The sequence below is a fragment of the Roseovarius sp. THAF27 genome, assembly GCF_009363655.1.
Lineage (GTDB): Bacteria > Pseudomonadota > Alphaproteobacteria > Rhodobacterales > Rhodobacteraceae > Roseovarius.
In genome coordinates, this window is record NZ_CP045393.1 from 3,074,266 (window position 1) to 3,095,567 (window position 21,302).

A 21,302-nucleotide genomic window follows, 5' to 3' on the forward strand; every position below is an offset into this window, starting at 1 on the left:
TCTTCAATAGCGCTGAACCAAAACAAGGACAAAACTATGGATCAAAGACCTGGCACCATCGCCGAATGCCTCGACTGGGGAGAGGCCCACATGAACCCAAAAATCCGCAACGACGCCAAACTTTGTCGGCACATCATCGCATTCCGGGGCCTTAACGAGAGTGATCTGGAAACGCTACCGGCTTCGGTAAAAGATTACCTCACGTCTGTTGGTCCAAGGTACCGGAAGACTGATCGAAACTTGCTGCGCGACCTCGAAACAGCCGCGCTTTCGCACGACAGTTACAAACAATACCAGAGGGGTGGAAAGCGCCTTATCGAAGCGTTCACCGGCGAAGCTGATAAGCGAAAGGAGCGCGCCTCCCGTTCTGATGGTTGGTTTGATCTGGAAGAGCGGCTCACGGCCCTCGTCGACGCAGGTCTCGAGCCTCACCAAAGCTTTGCATCATTTACACGGCTGAAGGACAACTGTCGCAAACTCGAGATAGACGTCCGAGACCTGCATCCCGACTATACGGAACAGTTGAAGGAGGTCTGCTATACTCAGAACGAGTGGTCGAGCGTCAAGAAAGCAATCGGGTTTCTTGATCGATTGCGCCAGCACCGCATACTATTGGACTTTCTTCCCCCAAAAGCCTTTGGCGCAATTGACCAGAGGTGGCGGCGCCATTTCGCTATTCCAGATCAAATCTCAGGCGAGATTAATAATTGGGTTGATATCGCGGCGAGAACACAGGTTCCCAAGGGTTACGAGAAGCACAGTCGGCCTTTGAGCAAAAAGAGTCGTGACGCGTACCGAGCGGCACTAAGAAACTATGTGTCAACGGCTCAAGAACTGGGAGAGGGCGACCTCAGCTACTTAGATACGGCAGAAGAATTGTTTACGAAGGAGATCTTCGACGATGTTCTGGAGTATTGGATCGCACTATCTGGGCAGCCTGGCTCTCTCTCGTTCAGGTCAATTTCAAGCTACGTCTCCAAGATCCGACTTACATTGACGCGAACCGGCCGTTCCGCGCTGCCAGAGTACATACTGGGAGTTGAGAAAGTTAACTCGGCGCTGGAGGAAGGCCGCAACGCCGGCGAACGGATGTCCCCCAAAGTCGAGAAATGGTGCACCAGCCTCGTGGTTGATGACAACAAGATTGAGACCTTTGAGACCCAGCACCATGTCTACTTCAAGAAAGCCAAAGCTGCCCTACGCGAAGCCAAGCGCGAAGGGTTCAGACTTCAAGAGTTAATCCAGCCGGAGGCCATGAGAAAGTTGCCAGACACAAAAAGGCGAAGGGCGCGCAAGATACTGCGCCGGGCGAAACTATTCGGCACCCTGGCCGCTTACGCAGCGATCGAACTTGAGGGGGCGCCTTTTCGGAAAACAAACACACTGAATCTCGAAATCCGCGGCAAGGACCGAACACTTTTTGATCATTCCACCTCGACCGATCCTTTCTTCGAGATCCAGATCCCGAACAAGTTCCTTAAGAATGGCGAGTACCTCACACAGCGGGGCGAAGAACTCCCGCCTATCCAAATCCGAAGCCACGTGGCGCAAGATCTTGGTGTCGATATATTGTCGTTTTTTCTGCGTGAGATCCGACCACTCTTTCTCGGGGCTAATCGCGGCAATAAGCTTTTTCCAGCAAACCACCGAAAGACAAATGCCCTCTCCACAAAGACGTTTGACCTCTGGCTCATGGAGGGATCGACGGAACTCGGAATTCCGATGACATCACACAACTTTCGTCACGGCTACGTCTCGATTCAATACAATGACGATCCGAACTGCTTGTCGGACGTTGCAATCATCCTTGGAGACAAGGTCGATACCCTGCGCAAATACTACGCATTCCTCGACAAGCGTCGAACCGTCCAAACGCTTCAAAGAGATATTTCCAAACGGCGCGCCGCACGTCGCGTCCCAGAGATGCAACCTGTTTGATATCATCGGAGTCCGCTACTCATGTCCACCCGAACAAGCATTTTGTCCAAGACACGCTGGCAACCATTGCTCGACAAACCAGGCTTAATTGATCTCTCTACGTCAGTCTTGTTCGCCGCGGACGATTTCTTCGACTTCGCGACGGAGAAAAGGATCGTCAGCCCAACTCCAGAGCATTTCGCTAACTGGGCAATACGCGCGCCTGAGAAATCGAGAATGGTCGAACTTGAAAAACTGGCAGACGCTATGAACATCATCGCGCCCAATTTGGTCGGTCACATTCATGATGCTGCAACCTTGCTGGATAGAGCGCAGCCGGAAGAGGCGCAGTCGAGTGGTACTGCGAGCGAACCGGAAGCATCCGCTAACACGAGATCTCAATCCGACTTCAGCCGCCAAACCGCAACATCCTGGGATCCAATTGCCCCCCCGTCTCGAAGAGCTCCACGTGCAAGGTCCGTGTCGTTGGAGCCCTCGGAACTTCCAGAGGCCTGGAAGGAAACACTGAGAAGAATGGCGCGCGGGTTATCCAAAGGTGGTGTGCGTGCACCATCTCACGAAGTGATCAAAAGGATGCGCGAGAAGCTGTGTCAATTCTCTTGGGCGGCACAAAAACACGGCCTAAACATCGAAATAACTCAGCAAACCGTAGACATCTTCGACCAGGAACTTACTGAGCGATGCCGCCAAGGCAAAAACGGTTTGCGATGGGCCACGATACGCGCATCATATGAAGAACTTCACCGATTTGCCCGTTACCGATCCACAACTGAGGACGCTATCGAATACCTGGCCACGCGCCTACGCATGGTGGAGCATTTTGAAAGTGGTCAGAAAGCTCTTAAGTTTTTCGAGTTGGCACGCACTGGAAATACAACGCTAAAGATACTCGATCTTGCAGACGATCTTCTGACTGCGTCGAAACACCTAAATACGCCAAGGCGACGCCACGAAGGACGCAATCAAGCCGCCATACTCGGAATTTACAGTGTAGCGCCACTTCGCAACGCATCCGCTAAACTCGTGTTCGGAAAGTCACTCTACTGGGATCATGATCTCTGGGTCATTGATACGATGATTTCCAAGACACGAGCCCGACGCCCTGAAAGGTTCGTGTTCCCACTGGAACCCGAATACGGAAAATTCATTGATGCACTATTGCTCGGAGATCAACCGCAGCGCCGCTTGCCATTCGAACGCCAGAAAGCTTTGTCGAACCAGCGGCCTCTCTTTGTTCACCATGGAGGCCGGCCAAAAGCTGACAGCTATATCTCCAGAAAGTTCAAAGAAGTCACGGACAATAGCTTCACCACATTGCGGACGATGCTTCATACTGATCTGGGCGTGGAGCACGGCGAGCACGGAACACTTATGGCAATGATCGCAACCCATCAAAACAGTGCAAAAACCGCAGAAAAGTACAAAATGGATTCTGTTGGAATTGCGGCCAGTTTGCGATGCCAGTTGCGCGCGCGCAGGCGGCGTGAAAGAGTCCAATACGGACCACTTGAAGAAGAAGGCAAAAAGCGGAATTAGGATCAGCTTCTACTGGTTCAGAATAGCTCGGCAATGGAAGCGGGTCGCTTGCCAACGCAGCCCTTCGCATACCGTGGTACAAACGAACGCTCATGAAGCCCGAAGCGCAGTTACCGCTCCGAGCCCTTCCTACTGTGCCGCGCCGGAGTAATTTTTCACGCTCAGCCAGACGCTCGTTTTCTTGAACGGCCCTCTGCGGTCATTCACAAGATTGGCCATAGCTGAATCACAGCTTCCCTGAACCGGTCCTTCGCCGAACCTGCATCACCGCAGTCGTTGCCAGTGGTGTTTTCCCGGTCTAAGTTTCGTGCCAGTCTCTGATGGCGCGGCAGAGATCGCTCATAGCCATCCCGGTCCTCATTCCACTACTCAGAAACGGAATATTTTCAGTGAAAATCGGCTCACTTTCGCCGTCCGCAACAAAGTGAATCACACCAGTTTCGTTGTCTTCGTCCTTGATAAATGTCCAGACGCCGAGATACTCGCCATCGCGCGTCACAACGTCACCGCGCTCGACGTCGCTTTCAAAACCAACGAGATTGATTGGGTATGTGAGTTCCATGACCGCAAGATACTGTGCCACAACGAACATGCAACGCCTCAGTGACCTGGCCTGGGCAATCACACGTTCACTTGCGGCCCATACCCGGCATTCAACTTAGCAAAGACATGCTGCCGTGCGGAACGTCAAACCGGTCATTTGGCGCGACCGCGAAAAAAAATTTTCGGCCAACTTCTGCGTTTGCCCAACTGCGCGCTTCGTTGATTTTTGTGAGAATCTATTCCCAAACTGAGACGTTTCTGAAAACCGCCCGCGCAGGAAGCGATCTTTCGTTGACCCGCCCCGCGAGGTCTGTTGAGCTGGAAGCCCAGAGATTTGCATGGAGGCGCATTGGTAGATGGGGGATCGGAGTAGGATCCCAGCTGACACGCTCATGAAGAACCTTGCCGTCGACCGACCATGCTATCATGCCCGGACGCCAGTCGATAACATAGTGGTGGAACTCCGCGGTGGCGTCAAAGCCGAGATCTATCCGGCAAGGTGCACCACGGTAGCCGTAGGCCATCGCCATCCCTTCGTCACCGGGGTTGAAGTAGACGTTGACGATCATGACACCTGGGTCGTTTCCTGGAAATTCGACGTCGATCTCCTGCCGCGGCGCACTTCGATGCAAGAAAAATCCGGTCACGAGGCCGGCTCCGCGAGCAGCTCTGATTTCTGCCTCGAATCGTCCATATTCGAATGAGCGTGCGGACGCGAATGCTCCAGAGCGGTATGACTTTTCTCCTTTCTTGTCCTTCTCGATCAACAGGTGTGTTCCTTCTTCGTTGGAGGTGATCCCTTCCTTTGCGAAGGAGGCCAGGTTGCCAGGAAAGGTTTCCACCAAGCCGGTGAACGAGGTCGTCGCTGTCTTCATTGATGCGCGAATGAGAAGGTCGCCTGTGAAATTCAGGGAGCGTTCAACAGGAATCCGCGGTTGCCAGCCGCTATCCAGTGGAAGCACCCACGGAGAGCCGTCGAGGTGGGTTCGCTTCACCGGGCTTGGCTCGTCATCTGACCAATCGCCGCCTTTGCGATCGTCGCGAAATAGCCTGGCGCTCCGCGCGGCTCCTTCTGGGAAGACCTCTGGCGGAATTGGCAGATCGAGCAGGGTACAGAGCGGTTTCCATGTCTTACCCTCGGGCCCGCAACCGTCAAGAACTACAAATTTCGATACGGGTAGGCTACCGGTGTCCAATCCGTCTCGGTGGGCTGTGCCTGCCTCCATAATGAACTTCACGTTGGGCCTGCCTATCGTTGCCGCAAATGCGGTCGACATAAGTGGCACGTCAACCAGGGCGTCGAATTGCAGAGTGAGATCGGCGAGTTCATCCGACGAAAGGCTCTTTTCGTCGCCGTCAAAGACGCGGACTCTTAGGCCAAGCATCGAAAGCGCCATCGCCAATCCTTCCCGGTCGCCACCGGCGGTCCAAGCCAGCACCGGCCCCGCAGAAGTCCGCTCGGGCGGCATCGGACCCGCGCCGGCATCGACGATCCCGGCGCGGGCAAGGTAGGGCAGAACGGAATAGCAGTTGTCTGAGGCGCAATCCCGTCTCTGGAGTATCGCAGGCGATGAGAGAGCAAGCGCGCCCAGCTCTTGAAACCTATAGTTCATCCACATGTCGACGGGGCCAGTGACCGGCATTGCGCGAAGCAGCGCCGCGGCGCCTTCGCGAGACAGCACGTAGCCAGAGAGAAACCAGAGCCCGCGAACGGGCCGGAAGAGTGCGTCACACGGGTCAGCGCGCTCGGCTGTGTCTCCGGCATCCTCGTATGAGAGATAGAGTAAGCGCGGTCCACCTTCTTCGCGGCACCGTTCGAGGGCCGCGCGCCAGCCGCGCTCGATGGTCTCGGCTGCGCGTGGCGTGAACCAGACATCGTCCTCGAGAACCAAGACGTAATCGTGCTGGCCCGTCGCGATGACCTTCCACGCTTCGATATGCGACCTTGCGACCGCGACCTCCTGGCGCGTCATGCGGACAGGCTCGTCCGCGCTGAAGCAAGCTTCCAGTCGCGTATCCGGTTGGACGTGGAACTGGTCACCCAGACGGTAATTCGGGTCGACATCAGCCGTGGCGGCAACGGCGCGACCGTCGCGGGCATCCACCGACGCGAGCCGTGTCGCAATGGAAGTGAGAGGGGCTCCGTCAAAGGTTTGGAGGCGACCGAGTTCGCGGAGCATTCCGCGCCACCTTGCCGGCTGTCGATCAAGATTCAAGATCAGGATGGACTCAATCCTGTGTGGACACGGTCCGAACGCAGGGATCCGGCCGCCCGGCAGTCTGGTTGCTGCGGCGCGAGCGGCGCGGAAGGTCCAGAGGCGAAACATTCCTGAAGCTCTTTGGAGGTTCATAGGTCGCTCCCGGGCCTCAGTTAGCTTCCATGTAGCGCCAATTGCGCGCATCGTTACGATAAGAAAGGTGCCAGCGGGTCTCTGCGATGGCCTCCCAGTCGCGGAGAATCTCGAAGTCGAGAGGTGATCCGGCGGCGATTAGGTCGTGCGCATGGGCAGCCAACGCGGCCGTTAGGTTTCCGGGACCTGTCGTCGCTTGGATCGCGGGGTATGGCTCGTCCCCGAGTAGCCGATCAGTTGCACGGGCAAGTGCGCTTCGAATGACTGGATGACCCGCGGGCGCCGCAATTGGATTGTTATTGACATAGAAAATGCGTTCGGCGGTGGGGAGATCCGCGCGCCAGATCTCGGCGGTCGGCACCATCCCGGCTTTCGGAATATCGTAACACAGCGGCTGAACTTTCAATCGACCATCGCCGAACAACTCCGTCCACCCGTCACCGACCAACACATCGTCTGTATCCACGTAGAGTCCGCCCTCCCAGAGGACGACACACATTCGCAGATAATCGCTGCGCATAGCGGGGTGTCGGCAGCACTCGAATGCCGACCGCTCACGAGTACCGAACCGTTCGGCGATGTAGGCTGCGGCGCTCGTATCGCCGAACATACGCATCTGGAAACCTTCATCGGCGAGACTGTCCCAACTCGCGATGCAGTCGCGAACATCGCTCGGCAGGTCGCTCGGGTCGTGCCAGTATTGAATCAGTGTCCGAGGCACCTCTCTCGAGAATGGCGGCTCTCCGGCATCGTGAGTGTCGGGGCTCTGTAGAACATGCAGGGTAAGGTCTCGGATAAATTCAGAACGAAGTGTATCGTCCTCTTCAAATCCTGGCGGATAAGTGCGCATTGTGCGTGCGTCCTTTTGGGTCCAGTGTTTGAGTAAGGCGGTGTCGACTGCGTTTTCGAGGTCCGAACTGACGTGTCACCCTGCTTTGGCCCCGCTTGCGGCCTGATGGGTAAACTTCGCGAGATAGTCCTGATAGCGCTGCGAGCTTTTCAAGAGATGTGCCCGCCCGTCGACCACAAATCCGTCAAGACCATGCTGGACGGTGTAGGCGTCGAGGTCCCGAATATTGTTGATGAAGCCCTTCCCACTGAAGTTCAGTGAGGTATTGCACAATACTCCATAGCCTGTGCGAGCCTTGAAGGCGACGAGCAGACTATGAAGGTTCTTATTTGAGGCGGGCGTGACCGTCTGAAGTCGAGCGGTGTGGTTCACGTGGGTAACCGCAGCCAGCGCGTCCGTAGTGACCTTGTATGTGTAGAGCATGTAGGGGCTCTCATTCTGGCAGCCGAAGCACCGATCAGCGTCCTCGCTTAGACAGACAGGCGCAATTGGACGGAACTGCTCGCGTTGCTTTATGGTATTCAGGCGCTCCCTGGTGCCGTCGTGAAACGGAGCGGCAATGATCGACCTGTTGCCGAGTGCGCGCGGACCAATTTCATAACGACCGCTCACCCATCCAAGCACGAGGTCGTTGGTCAGCAGTTCCGCTATTTCGTCATGGCCTATCGAGCGGATATCGTATCGTCCGTAATCGATATCGCCCTCGGACTGAAATGAAAGCCCAGAGTAAACGTCCCACTCGATCTTCGGATTTCCGGTGAAGTAGAACTGAGCATCAATTGCAGTGCCGATGGCGGAACCGGAATCGTTTGCAACAGGTGGCACGAAAACATCGGAGAAGAAGCCGGTCTCCTTCCACTTGGTGTTCCAGTCGCAGTTCAAGCCACAGCCACCGGCGATCAAGAGGGGTAAGTTAGGCTTCAGATTTTCCCTCGCAAAGCGATAGAAGGTTTCGAAGATCGCGTCACTGTAGATGCCGGCGAAGTTGCGAAACTCCGGATCGTCGAGCCCGGCGTTATAGTGTACTGCGCCTGTGACATCCTCGTTAGAACTTAACTCCCTGAACGGGCCATCGAGGAGGAATTCAAGTAACTTGCGCTCCTCGGCCGTCGGGACACTGCGAGTAGAAAACGATGCGAGAGCCATCAGCTTCCCCGCGTCTGAAAAGCCAGGAAGGCGACCGTCTTTAGGGAAATTTGGGTCGGCAAAGCCATAAATCTGGCCATAGCGGTTGCCCGGTTGGTTCATGACGTCCGCGAGATGAGTGATGTTGAGGTCGGCATCGATTTCGTAGAAAGCTCCGATCGCACCCTCCCAAACAAGCGCATAGCATGGCGCGCCGGTTGGGAGCGGCGACATACCATATGCGCACAGGATATGAGACCGTTCGTGAGAAGACGAAAAGTATCGGATATTCTTCTTCAGAAAACGCTGCTCAGCAACGAGAATGGCATCTTGCGTAATACCCCGGTAGCCAGCGTTGCTCGGTGATCCGTGCATGAATTCGTGATGATCGCTTGGCCACCAGCCTCCCTTGCATATTACATCCGGGATTCCTTCCAATTCACCGATCGCATTGAAAACGTCAGGCCCAGACAATGGCGAGTATCGGTATTTGGAGTCTTTCTCCGTCTCGATTGATGTCTCCAACCGGCCGTCCGAGAGATAGGCGATCGCGCCATCATGGCCCGGATTGTAGGATAGGATTTTCAACTATTAGGACCCCTGGTAAGCCAATATGCGAAACTAAGCCCATCAAGTCGATTGTATTGGGCTAAAACAAAGCTTTCTGTTCAACGCCTCCGCTGCAACGGTGGACATGCTAAAGATGTCTCTTGGCAGGTCAATGTCTGCCTCGGACGGCAGCGTTCGGTATCATTTCGTCGCAGCGAACGACCGCTTCCCGCCCCGACTTATCGGGTCGCCGCAAATGGCCCAGACCTGCCATTCGATGTGCGGCCCGTCGCCGCGGTGCAGCTTCCCCTAAGCGGACATCCATGGAGGAACACAGCGGAGCCAGGGACTCCGAGGTCGGCAGTTCGGGACGGAGCTGGCGTTCGCTACACTGTGCATCAAGTTCCTTTACGGTTGACCAATCCACGCCCGCGAAGCGAATAGCCAGATATCACTCGCAGGTCGGCAGGAGTGAGGATAAGGTTGGAGGGACTATTCGTCGAAGGGGGCTCGATGCCTGACGCACGCTACAGGGTTCAGGTCGAGCGCGACCACCTCAACAAACTGGCCAGCGCCAAGCCCATACAAGCGTTGTCAGAGCTCGTTTGGAATGCCGTCGATGCGGACGCCACTCGTGTTGATGTCGAGATCGATGCCGACGACATGGCTATGCGCGCTGTAACCGTCCGCGACAATGGTCACGGCTTTCCCCACGGCGACGTTGAAGCGCTTTTCGGAAAACTTGGTGGGTCGTGGAAACGTCACGGAAGCCGTTCCAAGTCCAAGGGCCGCCTACTTCATGGTAAAGAGGGAAAGGGGCGGTTGAAAGCTTTGGCGCTCGGTCGCTCTGCCGTCTGGTCTGTGCGTTATCGCCAAGACGATAAGTTGATGAGCTACACGATCTCGCTGCTGCGGGACGACTTGGTCGACGTGAGGGTCACAGAGCCCATTGAGGCCGAGTCAGTGCTCGGAACAGGCGTCGAAGTGACGATCACCGAGCTCGACCGCACTTATCGTTCGCTACAGCCAGGTCGGTCCGTTCAAGCGCTTTCAGAGGTCTTCGCGCTCTACCTGACGGACTACAGTGATGTGAGTGTTTTCGTTGAGGATGAACGGCTCGATCCCTCTGCGCTCATCGCCGAACGCAAGGCTATCGATCTCGCCCCCATTGTCGTTGATGACCGAAAGCACCCGGTCGTGGTCGATCTGATTGAGTGGAAGGCTGCCTCTGAACGGTGGTTCTTCCTCTGTGGGCCGGAGGGGTTTCCATTCCAACGAACGGCTCCGCGTATCCACACACCCGGCTACCAGTTCTCGGCTTATCTGCGGTCTTCCTATGTGGATGTCCTCCAGCAACGCGGGGCGCTGGACCTTGCCGACATGGATCCGCCCCTCCGGAAGGCCTGCGACGCCGCAGCCGAACTCATCAAGGCCCACTTCAAAGAAAAAGAAGTGGAGGCCGCTAAGTCCGAGATCGAGCAGTGGAAGGAAGAAGAGATTTATCCCTATCGGACAGAGCCTCAGACCTCTGTAGCCAAAGCGGAGCGGCAGGTCTTCGACATCGTAGCTTTGAACGTAAACAAGCATCTGCCTGACTTCCGAAGTCAAAGCGCCAAGAGCCGCGCATTCCAAATGAGAATGTTACGGCAGGCGATCGAGCGTGGCCCGGACGAGCTTCAGCACATTCTTACCGAAGTCCTCGACCTGCCCGAACGCACGCAGCGCGAGATGTCGAAGCTTCTCGAAGAGGCCGACTTGGCGAACGTGATCAGCGCCTCGCGGCTGGTGGCGGATCGGCTAAAGTTCGTCCACGGCCTCGAAGCGCTACTTTTTGACCCAGACACCAAGAAGCACCTGAAAGAGCGCAGCCAGCTCCATCGGATGATCGCCGAGAACAACACGTGGCTCTTCGGTGAAGAGTTCAGCCTTACTGTGGACGACAAGTCGCTCACCGAAGTTCTACGCAAGCACCAAAAGGAAATCGGCTCCGACACTGTCATCGACAAGCCGGTCAGGAGGATCGACGAAAAGGTCGGCATCATCGATCTCATGCTATCGCGAGCCGTACCGCAAAGTCGAGCGAATGAGCGCGAGCACTTGGTAGTCGAGCTGAAACGGCCATCCGTGAAGGTTGGCGCCGACGAGATTACCCAGGCGAAGAAGTATGCTTTTTCGATCGCCGAGGATGAGCGGTTTCGGCATGTGAAGACTCGATGGAGCTTCTGGGTTATTTCGAACGACCTCGACGGGTTCGCGCGCCACGAGACTCGTCAGAAGGATGCGCCGCCCGGTCGGGTCTTCCTATCAGAAGATTCGAACGTCGAGGTCTGGGTTAAGAGTTGGGCCGAGGTTCTCACCGGCTGCAAGTCTCGGCTCCAGTTTGTGCAGGATCACCTCCAGGCCAACGTCGATCAGGACTCGGCGCTCCAGTATCTCAAGAAAACGTACAACAGATATTTGGTCGGAGTTCTAAGCGAGAATGACACCGATGAAGCGGAGGCAGCCGACGAGGCGTCTCCAGCCAAATAACCGAGTGAACAGATGGCAGTGCTCTCGGAATTAGGAGACGACTGCGCGGTTATACTTCGCGGTGCTGTCAGGTGAGGCAGTTTGCCCGGCTGAGCGGGCCCAGAGCGGCCTTTCGTCGATTGCTCATTATGCTGCCACAGCATCCCGCTTTGCGGACATTGGCTTTCATGATCAGTGCTTCTATCATCTACCTCAGATCAAAGAGGTATTCAGATGGAACGCGAACCCAACCTTGTCATTTCCAGCGCCTCGCAGCGCATCGTAGAGGATGGGGTACCATTGAGGTGGACACCGAAGACGGGACATCCATTGTCTGGGACTATCTCTTTGAAGACGACCGAGCCGCCTTCGAGGAGGCAATCAGCACCATTTGCAGTGAAGGCGCAGTCGCTTTCGCCAATGGTGGTTCAAACGTCGTCCCGTTTAAGCAGTAGGTCACGGCCCTTAGCCGCTGCTTGATCCTCACCCGCGCGCGTGGCGACTTGGCCGTATTTTTTCCAGAAGGCAGCGATACAGATGAAACGCATCAGCGCGATGATTTCGGCGATACCTTCAGGGCTATTCAGAAGTCTGAGGCATCAGTTCTCAACTCCTGCGATGATCAACGAGCGCGCATTTCAGAAGCTTCGTGAATACGCTGATGCTTCGAACGATGACTTTGTGAAAGCCCTGTGTGTCGCCATCGAGAGATTGCTGCCTGATCGTCAAAATCCTGTGCGGCTCAACCTCATCGCGTCATGCTTTCGGGAGTTGTTGACATATCAACTTGATACTCTCGCGCCTCACGCCGTAGTTCAGCAGTGTCCTTGGTACGTGCAGGACCCGACCGCGAAAGCTGCCACGAGACGTCAGCGTCTCCGCTACGCAATTTCCGGCGGTCTTCCAGATGCAGTGCTGACTACTCTCGGCGTTGATGAGCCTGGCTCGATCGCTGACCTTATCACTCTCTATAACGAGGCCAGCAAATACACCCACGTCCGGCCTGATCGTATCAAACACCCAGACGATGAGGTCGGCGACTTTGTTGTTGATGGCGTATCCGCGCTGGATGGTCTAAGAGAAGAAATTGATCTTCTTTGCGACGACGTAAAAGAGCATCTTCGGCAGGCAATCTCCGAACATACTCTTCAAGAATTTTTGGGAGCCGTGCTCGATGAACTCGACATATTGTCAACGCACACCCGTGTCGAATACCCTTTTGTGGATGAAATCACGGTCGAAAAGATCGACCAGTCGCATGTGTATGTGGGCGTCACGGGTGACGTGAATGTCGAACTCGTATACGGGTCAGGGTCCGATTTCCGCCGGGGTGAAGGCGCAACGCTGGATGATTCATTTCCCTTCGAGGTGAGCTTGCGGTCTCCTGTCACGGATCTTGACAAATTCGAGACCACTCAGCCGATTAAGGTCGATACGTCTTCTTGGTACGAGTAAGGAATTCAGGCATCATTCGGACAGACAACCAATCCGATACGTGCGCCGTGTCGTGTCGGCGAGTTGAGCATCCGAAGCCAAGGCTTTCCCGCGCTTACGCCCACTCTCAGATAACTCTGCCAATGCCCTCCTGGCCAAGCCGGAAGAAAAAGACGCCGTTATGCGTGATCTCGCGCGACTTCTTCAGATAGACGAAGACCACAACATCTGATGTGCCGTCGAACTCGCTGGCGACGCCGTGCGCGAGAAGGCGCGCCTCGGCCGTTAGGGCCTCCTCGCTCTCAAAGCCCTTTGCCAGAAGCCAAGTCGCCACGACGAACTGACGGTTCGCGACTGTGTACTTACTGTATTGCGGGCCTTTGCCTGCTCCGCCGCCGCCGCGTCGCCATTTTCGCACGTAGTTCTGAAGTTCTGATAATGCCGGGGGCGCCTGGTTGAGGATTGTAAAGATGATGTCAAAGCGGTGCCGCACTGTGCCGATGGTTGACGTATAGATTTCCGCGACGGTGCGTTGCCACAACGGCGGCATGGTAATCCCCACAACCGTCGGCGTCGCGCGGTTGATTGCCGGAACGGTCTTCTTCCTGACTTGCGCGTCGGAGTTGTGGAACAGTATCCGCTTGCCCTCTGGACCGCGTCCCAGAAAGCAGAATCCGTTTGTGTGATACATTGAAAGCAGGTCTTGCTCATCCCCCTCATAGTCCAGTTGCGTACCGATCAGTGGACGTCGCGTCAGGTAGTGCGCAAACGAAACTTCGGAATCGAGAAACCGCGCCACCATGTCGAGTTCCCCGAGCGAGAGCACTGGTGCCCACGGCTCGTTCGCACCGAGAATGCCGCTCTCTGCGAAGAATTCCCGGGTTGCGGAAAGCGAGGCGAAGTGTTCAATGCAGATGCTGTAGCTGAAGGCAACCTTCAACCGGTCTAAATTAAGTGGAACCGGTTTGCCGGTCTTCTTTTCCCGTAGGCTTACCGAGACAGTACGATCATTCAAATAGTCCTGAAGTCGGCGCGCCTGTTTCGCGGGCTCAATAAATAGGTCAGACACATTGGTCTCAAGACTTTTCCCAGCGCCGCGACGTGCCGCCGGACTAATCTTTCCGGACTTGGCCTCGAACATGAACAGGAAGTTGTCGAGAACGACAACAACGTCATTCTCATAGCGCACGCCATTTGCCGGATCATCCCAGATCACGCTCCGATAAACAGACGCACTGGGCATAGCCAGTTCCAGTAATTCGGCCAGCGAGTCTTCCAGATATTCAGCACGGGCGTCACTATATGCCTTACGCACCTTCGGTTCATTGCCGATCAAGTGCTCGGCAATACGGAAAGGATGGCTGTAGGGAAAATACTGGATCGGCAGCAGATACGTCTCATCCGGCATGGCAATAAAGGGCTTCTGCCACACCGGGTTGTCCATGAGGAAGCGTCGGGGGTCCGCGCCGGAAAGCTCTCCACTCGTGTGTGAGAACCGTGCAATCAGAGGCAGGATTTCATCGCCGAATTTGGAGACAAGTTCTTCCTTCTCAAGCGTGAACAGCCACGGCGTTGCGAGTTCCGATAGTTGATAGCCGAGATGGCTGAGGTCCCTGACGGAGCGCTCCTGGTGTCGGCACCTCGCCCACAGGCGCGCTGCAACCGCGCTACGGGCGCAGAAGTATTCGATCCGCGCAATGACTTCTTCGTGCGTCTTTGCCCGCAGCATTTCGCCACAGTTCGCGTAAAATTCCGTGATCCGGTCGCTGACAAGCCGAGACACATCCAAGAGCCGGGCATACTGCGCGGCAAACGGCTCAACTTGCGGGACTTTGACATCAACGCGAGAGAGGATATTGCCGATGATCCCGGCGCACACGTCCTGATCAAAGGGAAAACGGTAGAACATGGTCTGAAGGCGAACCCTCCAAATAAGCACGTCCGTCTTGTTCTCCGTGTCCAGTGCCTCGCCCTGCTCCGCCATGAAGGCACTCATCATGCGTCCGAGTACACGCCAGTGGCGCGAGAAACTGCCCGGTGCTGTGGGAATGCGGGACAGACGCGGTGGGCGTGTCAGATAGAGCGCCTGCAATATTTCAAGGCTGCCGAGCTCTATCGATGGATCAGGTTTGCCCATGACAATCGTTTCAAGAATGCACTGGTGCGCAGTCTTCGAAAGCGCCAGGCGTGCATCCCGACTATCAAGAAAGCTCAAAAGCTTCTGAGTGTTCAGATCAAAGGCTTCGCGCGGCGCAAGGCCGTCATCAGCTTCATCCGCCGTGAGACTGTTTGTCCCGACAGCTTTGGCATCTCCCGGAAACTCATAGCCGTGAACGTAGAACTCATCCGTGGGCAACTGTCAGCTAATCCGGTGTTGTTTTGGCGTAGGTCCGAAGCTGTATTATCCAATTCAAAAAAAACTGTGTCCAGTCTGTTGCCATCGGCGCACCCGCCATTCATCTTCGTTGCAGCGAATGTCAGGAAACCGCCCTTGTAGGTCGTCCTAAGCTCGGCTGTGCGATCCAGATTGAATGTCTGCTTCCGCAATGCGTCTATGATGGGTTCGCACCCGCAGCGAATGCCCGCTAACCGCCCCTCCCTTTCGAGCGTGGCGAACGGCCCGGAGTTGCCGTTCATCGCTTCTCTGAATGCCGCATTGCCACCCGTTGAGTCGGTCGTTCGCTGCGGTTGCGAGGTCGAGGTAGCCTCAAACTCACACCTTACGGGCCTATCGACAAACGTATCAAGCTGGTTCTTGGTCACTTTTGGGGACGACCTATATGCGTCGGAAAGTCAGAATTCTCGTGGAAAGGCTTACAAGGGGAGATTTGAGACGCTTGGTCTATCGCGCCCATGATCCGAAATGGGCGTTTGACCCGGCCTCTGGTGCCGGCGCAGCAATCTATGGCGGGCGATACAACCCGCCCAGCCGTCTCGCCCTCTAAACGTCAGTCGCCAATCGCGCGCTCCATGCGCTTGCGCGCAATCATCGCCTCGGTTTGCGCCCTGCCCACTTCGTCCGAGACGAAAGGGCCCTTCTGCCGTTGCCGGAGCAGCCGGGACAGGGTTTCCGATTCACAATCGTCACGGTCGGCGCGCAGGATGTCCTCGGCGAGAACATCGCCACCAAGGCGGGCAAGGGCCGCGCGCAGAATTCGGATCTCCTCTTCCAACTCATCGTGGCTGGGAGTCGATGTGTCTCGCTGTGTCATATTGAGAGGATAGCGCAGAACGCGGCTCGCTGACAGAGGCGCAGATAGAAGAGGCGGCACTCATCAAGGCTGACTCTGAAGCCCGACGCGGCGCGTTGGTGCGTCGTGACGGCGATTACCTGACATTGGGGTGGCGAAACGCCAGCTTTTGCCGTAAGAGTTGGCAAATGGCAAAGTCTGTGAAATTCGCCGATGATGCATTTATTGATGATGCGCGCGTCGTTTCCGGGTTTCAGAACCGTTCGCTTGCAGGTCAGATTATGCACTGGGCGCGGATCGGTCGCGCAATCGAGCGATCTGGCAGTTTCGATTATGCCAAAATCTCGCGGGTGTTCACTGGAGAGCTTGAAACAGGGGCACTGACTGCCGAGGAAAAGGCCGTATGTTCAGACGTGTTCCTGGACAAGATGTCGAACCCCAGCCCGGACGAGGTGTCTTTCTTCGCTGATCTTCACAAGAGCGGCAAAGCTGTGGGTCTTGATGCTTCCGGGAAAATCGTCCGCGCGGGCGTACAGGCCGACGAATGAGCCCGACAATGATCCTGATTGCTCTCCCGCTCGGCGCAAACCGAATTTTTTGAGAGGAATGGCTGGGATCACCCCCATCTAAGTTAACTGCACAATGAGGTCGACATGAATACGCCGATATTTGTTAGTTTCGATTACTTACGCAGCTCGTGTGTGAAGTGCGCTCAGCGCACCACCGCTCTGTGCCCAATCCGCAATCGCGACTGGTAGGATATCTATCGTCAGATACGGGCGGTCCAAAAAGCAAGAAAGATATGGTTGGTTGCCTTACCCATCTCGATGAAAGGACGACCAAACATGAAGTCCGAGAGCTACGCGTGAAGCCGCATTTTATCTGCCATCAAACGTAAAATGTGATACAATTTGTGATACAAAATTGCCTCGCACGCTGGCGCAATTTTAATTTTACGGAACAATTTCATACACTTAAACAAGGCATGCGTGATTTAAATGGTGCCCGGGGGCGGAATCGAACCACCGACACGAGGATTTTCAATCCACTGCTCTACCCCTGAGCTACCCGGGCACGGGTGAACGGGCGCGCCGTTCGGGTTCCGGCTTTCTAGGCGAGGGCCACGCCACTGTCCAGTGGGTTTTTGCCACTTTTCAGTGGGGTTTTCCCGGGGCCGCGTTCTGCGCCGCTTCCAGTGCCTCGGCGACCTCCTCGGCATCGTCCAACCGGCTGGATGGAATGGCATAATCCCCGCGCAGCCACGCGCCAAGGTCGCGGTTGGCACAGCGTTCGGAACAGAAGGGACGGTATTTCTTCACCGTGTCTTCGCCGCAAATCGGGCAACTCATATCACACCTTTGGGCAGCGGCAGCCTGTCTCGCTTTCTCTGCAACTCATAGTGCCCAAGCGGGGTCCAGCCGACAAGGGCCGTCTCTACCGTGTCGCGGCGAAACGAGGCGCGCAGCGCGGCCTCGAAGGTCTTGCGGTCCTTCTTGGGCATGGGTGCGAGGTCCAGCACCACCTGCCCGCCCAGCCCCCGCAGCCGCAAGGCCCGCGGCAAGATGCGCGCGGCGGCCATGTTGGCCTTCACCGCAGCCGCCGGAGAGGTGTCGCCGCCCGCGTTCACATCCACCGCCACCAGCGCCCGCGTCGGCTCGACATAGATGCTCGCCCCGCCCGGCAGATCCTCGCGGGGACTGGCCAGCGCTTCGACCGCATCCAGCACGCCGTGGTGCTCGAACGCCTGCGCGTCCTCGTCCCAGATCTCGGGCTCCGGCCAGTCGCGCCACGCGAGTTCGTGCGGCCCCGGCCCCTCGACCAGCTTTTCGGGCTTGCCGCTCGCATCGGCCATGACCGCGCGGGCCAGCTCGGCCATGCGGGCCACGTCCTCGGCCACGGCCTCTTCGTCCGCGCCCGCGCAGGCCGAGCGCAGGATCAGGCCATTGTCGTCCCCCGCCATCCCATCCTTGCCGATCAGCATCAATCGGTCCTGCAAGTCGTCATCGTGAATTGCCCGCGACACGTTGATCCCCGGCGCGCCGGGCGTGACGATCGCATAGCGGCTCTTGAACAGAACCTTGGCCGTCACCGGGATTGCCTTGCCCGGCTCGGCATAGCCCGTCACCTGAACCAGAACGGTGCCACCGGCGCTCATTCCCTTGACCTGACGCAGGAACCCATTGCCGTCAGGCGTCTTCACGAACAGGCCACCCTGACCTTTCACCGGCCGCTCGATCACGGCGCGATAGATCGTGCCCGGGCGCGGCAGGTCAGTGTCCACCAGCAGGTCGGACAGCACGCCATCTTCCATCAGCGCCGCCGCTTCGAAATCGCCCAGCTGGCCCAGCGCCACCACGCGTCCCTTCATGTCTTTTCCTTCCAGAGCGGATATCCCGCGGCCAGAAGCAGCCCCGCGGTTTCCTTCAGCGGCAAGCCCACGATGGCCGTGAACGAGCCTTGAATCCACGGAATAAACGCGCCCGCCGGCCCCTGGATGCCGTATCCCCCGGCCTTGCCCTGCCAATCGCCGGATCCCAGGTAGAACGCGATCTCGTCATCATCCAGCCGCTTCATCTTCACGGCACTGACCACGTCGCGCTCCCAAAGGCGGTCACCGCGGCGCACAGCCACAGCGGTGATCACCTTGTGCCGCCGCCCCGACATCTTGCGCAGGAAATCCTCGGCCTCGCCCGCATCGGCGGGCTTGCCCAGGATGCGCCGGCCCAGCGCCACGGTCGTATCGGCAGAGAGCACGATATCGTCCCCCCCGGCCTCGACGGCCAGCGCCTTTTCCCGCGCCATGCGCACGCAATAGGGGCGCGGCAGCTCGGCCTTTTCGGGGGTCTCGTCGATATCCGGCGGGCGCACGTCATCGGCCACGACGCCGATCTGCGCAAGCAGATCCCGGCGTCGCGGGCTGCCGGAGCCCAGGATCAACTTGGGGCTCTGCGCTGTCGTCATGTTGCCCCCAGATGATCGACGGGGTGCGCACGCATTTCACCTCAGGTGAAACGCTTCCGCGCACCAGGCAAAACCCTGTTTCGCCTCACTTAAATCGATAGTTAATCCGACCCTTGGTCAGATCGTAAGGTGTCATTTCCACCTGAACCTTGTCGCCTGCCAGAACACGGATGCGGTTCTTGCGCATCTTGCCTGCCGTGTGGGCGATGATCTCATGGCCGTTCTCTAGCTCGACCCGAAATGTCGCATTCGGCAGGAGTTCCTTCACGACACCTGGAAATTCGAGCGTATCTTCCTTGGCCATGGTCTCTCCTTGATTTCCGCCCTGCCGGTCGCAGGACAGGCGTTTAAATGGCCCCATTCCCCAAGGTTTTCAAGTCAAATATCATTGCAGCTGTTCAACTTTGGGGGTGCCGTCGCGTCCCGCCTGCTCGGCCCAGTGGGTTCGGTTCAGCACCCCGCCATCCGCCCGCACCTGCGCGATTTTCTCCAGGTCGACCTCGGCAAACGTCCATCCCGGCGCGTCCAACACCCCCTCGGCCAGCACGCCCGTCGGCGGAAAGCCGATGTCGGGCGGTCCGAACACGCCGCCCGCACCCGTCGTCACGTCGCAGACCTCCGACCATGCGGCCTCGCCCACCAGCGACGACATGGCACTGACGCATTGCTGCTCCAGCGCGCGGGCCATGGACCCAATCCGCACCCGCCAGTACCCGGCCAGCGTCTCGGTGCAGGACGGCACCAGCAGGATGTCCACATCCTGCATCGCGCGTCCCAGAAGCGGAAATTCACTGTCATAACAGATCAGTACGCCAACCCGCCCCAGCGCGGTATCGAACACCTTCAGCGGCCCGCCGCCCACGCACGCCATAGGCTCCCGCTCCCAGCGGGTCATGATCTGCTTGTCCACCACGCCCTTGCCCCCGCCGGGGGCAAAGAACGCTGCCCGGTTCACCGGGCGCGGACCCAGCGCGTCGTCAAAGACCGGGGCGGAGCCGCCAAGAATATGCACGCCATACTGCCCGGCCAGTGTCTCATGCAGCGCGTCCGCCTCGGGCATCCGCTCCGACACCGCCCGCAAGGACGACTCCAGCTCCGCCGATACCGCCCGCCTCGCCAGGGGCGCCAGTTCCATCGCCGCATACTCGGGAAAGACCAGCAGGTCTGCCCCCTGCCCGGCCGCCTCTGCCACCCAGGCCTCGATCTTCTCGGCATAGGCGTCCCAGCTGTCGAACTCGTCCAGCGGGTAGGCCGCAGTCGCAATCTTCATCGTTTTCGCTTTCCATGACAGGTTTCACCGGCACCCTAACGGCCCGACCGGCCAGGCGCCACTCAGACCGCTTCTCGCTCCACCGGCCGTTGCATCCGCAGCGGAATTTCCCGCGCCAGCCGAAGAAGATGCGCCATGTAGGGTTTGTCCGCCTCGTCCTCACGGATCGCCGCGTACAGCCGCTTTGTCAGCCCGCCCTTCGTGACTGGCCGGGTGATGTATTCCGTGCTGGTCCGCTGCTCGCGCAACACCCAATCGGGCAGCACCGCAACGCCGCGATTCGACGCCACCAGCAGCAGGATCACCGCCGTCAGCTCGATCTGCCGCACCGCCCGTGGCTCGACCTTGGCAGGGGTCAGCAACTCGGTGAAGATATCCAGCCGCGAGCGGTCCACCGGGTAGGTGATCAGCGTCTCGTCGCGAAAGTCATCCGCCTCGACGAAATCCTTGCCCGCCAGCACATGCTGGCTGGAGGCCACGAACAACGGCTCGTAATCAAAGAGCGGCTGAAAGATCACGCCATCGAGGTCCTCGGGATCCGACGACACCACCAGGTCCACCTCCTCCTTCTGCAACGCCGGCAGCGCGTCGAAGGCCAGGCCCGGCCTTATGTCGATATCCACCTCCGCCCAGGTCTGGCGGAATCGCTCCAGCACCGGGAACAGCCACTCGAAACAGGCGTGGCACTCGATGGCGATATGCATCCGCCCGGCGCTTCCCTGCCGCAATCCGCTGAATTCCGCCTCCAGCGCCTCGACCTCGGGCAGCACCTTCTCGGCCACGCGCAGCAGCCGCAGACCCGCCGCCGACAGCTTCAGCGGCTTCGAGCGCCGCACGAACAGCTCCACCCCCGCCTGATCCTCCAACCCCTTGATCTGGTGGGACAAAGCAGACTGCGTGATGTGCAGAAGATCCGCCGCACGGGCCAGCCCCCCGGCCTGGTGAATGGCCCGGATCGTCCTCAGATGGCGAAAGTCGATATGCATGAATATTAGCCCGCCTCATTCAAACCATGAATTTTATGAAGTTGTCTCACATACGCGCGC

At 57.7% G+C, this 21,302-nt stretch carries 18 protein-coding genes and 1 tRNA gene; 6 read left to right on the forward strand and 13 right to left on the reverse strand.

Annotated elements, in window-relative coordinates:
* Positions 1-36: 36 nt before the first annotated feature.
* On the forward strand, positions 37-1,938 hold the full coding sequence (locus tag FIU89_RS15330; protein WP_152493401.1) for a hypothetical protein: 1,902 nt from the start codon (positions 37-39) through the stop codon (positions 1,936-1,938).
* A 21-nt stretch (positions 1,939-1,959) separates the two neighbouring features.
* Complete coding sequence (locus FIU89_RS15335) at positions 1,960-3,474, forward strand: hypothetical protein (protein WP_152493402.1); 1,515 nt, start codon at positions 1,960-1,962, stop codon at positions 3,472-3,474.
* Positions 3,475-3,772: 298 nt separating this feature from the next.
* On the opposite strand, the gene FIU89_RS15340 is transcribed toward FIU89_RS15335, so the two are convergent.
* From FIU89_RS15340 to FIU89_RS15355, 4 genes are all read right to left on the reverse strand, one after another.
* Positions 3,773-4,066: a hypothetical protein gene (locus FIU89_RS15340; RefSeq protein WP_172978137.1), complete on the reverse strand. Its 294-nt coding sequence runs from the start codon at positions 4,064-4,066 to the stop codon at positions 3,773-3,775.
* Positions 4,067-4,253: 187 nt separating this feature from the next.
* Positions 4,254-6,197: a family 16 glycosylhydrolase gene (locus tag FIU89_RS15345; protein ID WP_216647031.1), complete on the reverse strand. Its 1,944-nt coding sequence runs from the start codon at positions 6,195-6,197 to the stop codon at positions 4,254-4,256.
* Positions 6,198-6,384: 187 nt separating this feature from the next.
* On the reverse strand, positions 6,385-7,218 hold the full coding sequence (locus tag FIU89_RS15350; protein WP_152493405.1) for a glycosyltransferase family 32 protein: 834 nt from the start codon (positions 7,216-7,218) through the stop codon (positions 6,385-6,387).
* 75 nt (positions 7,219-7,293) lie between these two features.
* Complete coding sequence (locus FIU89_RS15355; protein ID WP_152493406.1) at positions 7,294-8,931, reverse strand: carbamoyltransferase C-terminal domain-containing protein; 1,638 nt, start codon at positions 8,929-8,931, stop codon at positions 7,294-7,296.
* Positions 8,932-9,405: 474 nt separating this feature from the next.
* Between FIU89_RS15355 and FIU89_RS15360 the strand changes: the two genes are divergently transcribed.
* Positions 9,406-11,421, forward strand: coding sequence for an ATP-binding protein (locus tag FIU89_RS15360; RefSeq protein ID WP_152493407.1), 2,016 nt, complete (start codon positions 9,406-9,408; stop codon positions 11,419-11,421).
* A gap of 516 nt (positions 11,422-11,937) precedes the next feature.
* Positions 11,938-12,855: a hypothetical protein gene (locus FIU89_RS15365; RefSeq protein ID WP_152493408.1), complete on the forward strand. Its 918-nt coding sequence runs from the start codon at positions 11,938-11,940 to the stop codon at positions 12,853-12,855.
* 106 nt (positions 12,856-12,961) lie between these two features.
* Here FIU89_RS15365 and FIU89_RS15370 read toward each other — a convergent pair whose 3' ends face one another.
* Positions 12,962-15,190: a hypothetical protein gene (locus FIU89_RS15370; protein ID WP_152493409.1), complete on the reverse strand. Its 2,229-nt coding sequence runs from the start codon at positions 15,188-15,190 to the stop codon at positions 12,962-12,964.
* A gap of 424 nt (positions 15,191-15,614) precedes the next feature.
* On the opposite strand from FIU89_RS15370, the gene FIU89_RS22955 reads away from it, so the two are divergent.
* Positions 15,615-15,779, forward strand: a complete 165-nt coding sequence (locus FIU89_RS22955) for an RES domain-containing protein (RefSeq protein WP_368373267.1) — start codon at positions 15,615-15,617, stop codon at positions 15,777-15,779.
* Positions 15,780-15,782: 3 nt separating this feature from the next.
* Here FIU89_RS22955 and FIU89_RS15375 read toward each other — a convergent pair whose 3' ends face one another.
* Positions 15,783-16,007 (reverse strand): hypothetical protein, encoded by a 225-nt coding sequence (locus tag FIU89_RS15375; protein ID WP_152493410.1) that lies wholly within the window; start codon positions 16,005-16,007, stop codon positions 15,783-15,785.
* Between the two features lie 218 nt (positions 16,008-16,225).
* On the opposite strand from FIU89_RS15375, the gene FIU89_RS15380 reads away from it, so the two are divergent.
* Positions 16,226-16,573: a ParD-like family protein gene (locus FIU89_RS15380; protein WP_254701701.1), complete on the forward strand. Its 348-nt coding sequence runs from the start codon at positions 16,226-16,228 to the stop codon at positions 16,571-16,573.
* Positions 16,574-17,024: 451 nt separating this feature from the next.
* Here the strand turns inward: FIU89_RS15380 and FIU89_RS15385 are convergent.
* The 7 genes from FIU89_RS15385 to FIU89_RS15415 all read right to left on the reverse strand — a co-directional run bounded on the left by FIU89_RS15385 (position 17,025) and on the right by FIU89_RS15415 (position 21,242).
* Positions 17,025-17,099: transfer RNA gene (locus FIU89_RS15385), tRNA-Phe, on the reverse strand.
* Between the two features lie 80 nt (positions 17,100-17,179).
* Positions 17,180-17,374 carry a DNA gyrase inhibitor YacG gene (locus tag FIU89_RS15390; RefSeq protein WP_152493412.1) on the reverse strand — a complete coding sequence of 65 codons (195 nt, stop codon included), beginning with the start codon at positions 17,372-17,374 and terminating at the stop codon, positions 17,180-17,182.
* Positions 17,371-18,393 (reverse strand): ribonuclease E/G, encoded by a 1,023-nt coding sequence (locus FIU89_RS15395; RefSeq protein WP_152493413.1) that lies wholly within the window; start codon positions 18,391-18,393, stop codon positions 17,371-17,373. The genes FIU89_RS15390 and FIU89_RS15395 overlap by 4 nt, the downstream gene beginning before the upstream one ends.
* On the reverse strand, positions 18,390-18,986 hold the full coding sequence (locus tag FIU89_RS15400) for a nucleoside triphosphate pyrophosphatase (RefSeq protein ID WP_152493414.1): 597 nt from the start codon (positions 18,984-18,986) through the stop codon (positions 18,390-18,392). The genes FIU89_RS15395 and FIU89_RS15400 overlap by 4 nt, the downstream gene beginning before the upstream one ends.
* A gap of 85 nt (positions 18,987-19,071) precedes the next feature.
* Positions 19,072-19,290 carry a translation initiation factor IF-1 gene (infA, locus tag FIU89_RS15405; protein WP_005978431.1) on the reverse strand — a complete coding sequence of 73 codons (219 nt, stop codon included), beginning with the start codon at positions 19,288-19,290 and terminating at the stop codon, positions 19,072-19,074.
* An 81-nt stretch (positions 19,291-19,371) separates the two neighbouring features.
* Entirely contained in the window at positions 19,372-20,256 is an 885-nt protein-coding gene (locus FIU89_RS15410; RefSeq protein ID WP_152493415.1) for a carbon-nitrogen hydrolase family protein, read from the reverse strand.
* A gap of 62 nt (positions 20,257-20,318) precedes the next feature.
* A complete protein-coding gene (locus FIU89_RS15415) occupies positions 20,319-21,242 on the reverse strand; it encodes a LysR family transcriptional regulator (RefSeq protein ID WP_152493416.1) in 924 nt (307 codons plus the stop codon).
* Between the last annotated feature and the right edge of the window lie 60 nt (positions 21,243-21,302).

What these genes read in the sequence shown, in the direction of transcription:
- FIU89_RS15335 (WP_152493402.1), top strand. Translation starts at nt 1,960, where the DNA reads ATGTCCACCCGAACAAGCATTTTGTCCAAGACACGCTGGCAACCATTG.
- FIU89_RS15345 (WP_216647031.1), bottom strand. Translation starts at nt 6,197, where the DNA reads ATGCTCCGCGAACTCGGTCGCCTCCAAACCTTTGACGGAGCCCCTCTC.
- FIU89_RS15365 (WP_152493408.1), top strand. Translation starts at nt 11,938, where the DNA reads ATGAAACGCATCAGCGCGATGATTTCGGCGATACCTTCAGGGCTATTC.
- FIU89_RS15330 (WP_152493401.1), top strand. Translation starts at nt 37, where the DNA reads ATGGATCAAAGACCTGGCACCATCGCCGAATGCCTCGACTGGGGAGAG.
- FIU89_RS15340 (WP_172978137.1), bottom strand. Translation starts at nt 4,066, where the DNA reads ATGTTCGTTGTGGCACAGTATCTTGCGGTCATGGAACTCACATACCCA.
- FIU89_RS15415 (WP_152493416.1), bottom strand. Translation starts at nt 21,242, where the DNA reads ATGCATATCGACTTTCGCCATCTGAGGACGATCCGGGCCATTCACCAG.
- FIU89_RS15395 (WP_152493413.1), bottom strand. Translation starts at nt 18,393, where the DNA reads ATGAAGGGACGCGTGGTGGCGCTGGGCCAGCTGGGCGATTTCGAAGCG.
- FIU89_RS22955 (WP_368373267.1), top strand. Translation starts at nt 15,615, where the DNA reads ATGCGTCGGAAAGTCAGAATTCTCGTGGAAAGGCTTACAAGGGGAGAT.
- FIU89_RS15360 (WP_152493407.1), top strand. Translation starts at nt 9,406, where the DNA reads ATGCCTGACGCACGCTACAGGGTTCAGGTCGAGCGCGACCACCTCAAC.
- FIU89_RS15390 (WP_152493412.1), bottom strand. Translation starts at nt 17,374, where the DNA reads ATGAGTTGCCCGATTTGCGGCGAAGACACGGTGAAGAAATACCGTCCC.
- FIU89_RS15350 (WP_152493405.1), bottom strand. Translation starts at nt 7,218, where the DNA reads ATGCGCACTTATCCGCCAGGATTTGAAGAGGACGATACACTTCGTTCT.
- FIU89_RS15400 (WP_152493414.1), bottom strand. Translation starts at nt 18,986, where the DNA reads ATGACGACAGCGCAGAGCCCCAAGTTGATCCTGGGCTCCGGCAGCCCG.
- FIU89_RS15410 (WP_152493415.1), bottom strand. Translation starts at nt 20,256, where the DNA reads ATGAAGATTGCGACTGCGGCCTACCCGCTGGACGAGTTCGACAGCTGG.
- infA (WP_005978431.1), bottom strand. Translation starts at nt 19,290, where the DNA reads ATGGCCAAGGAAGATACGCTCGAATTTCCAGGTGTCGTGAAGGAACTC.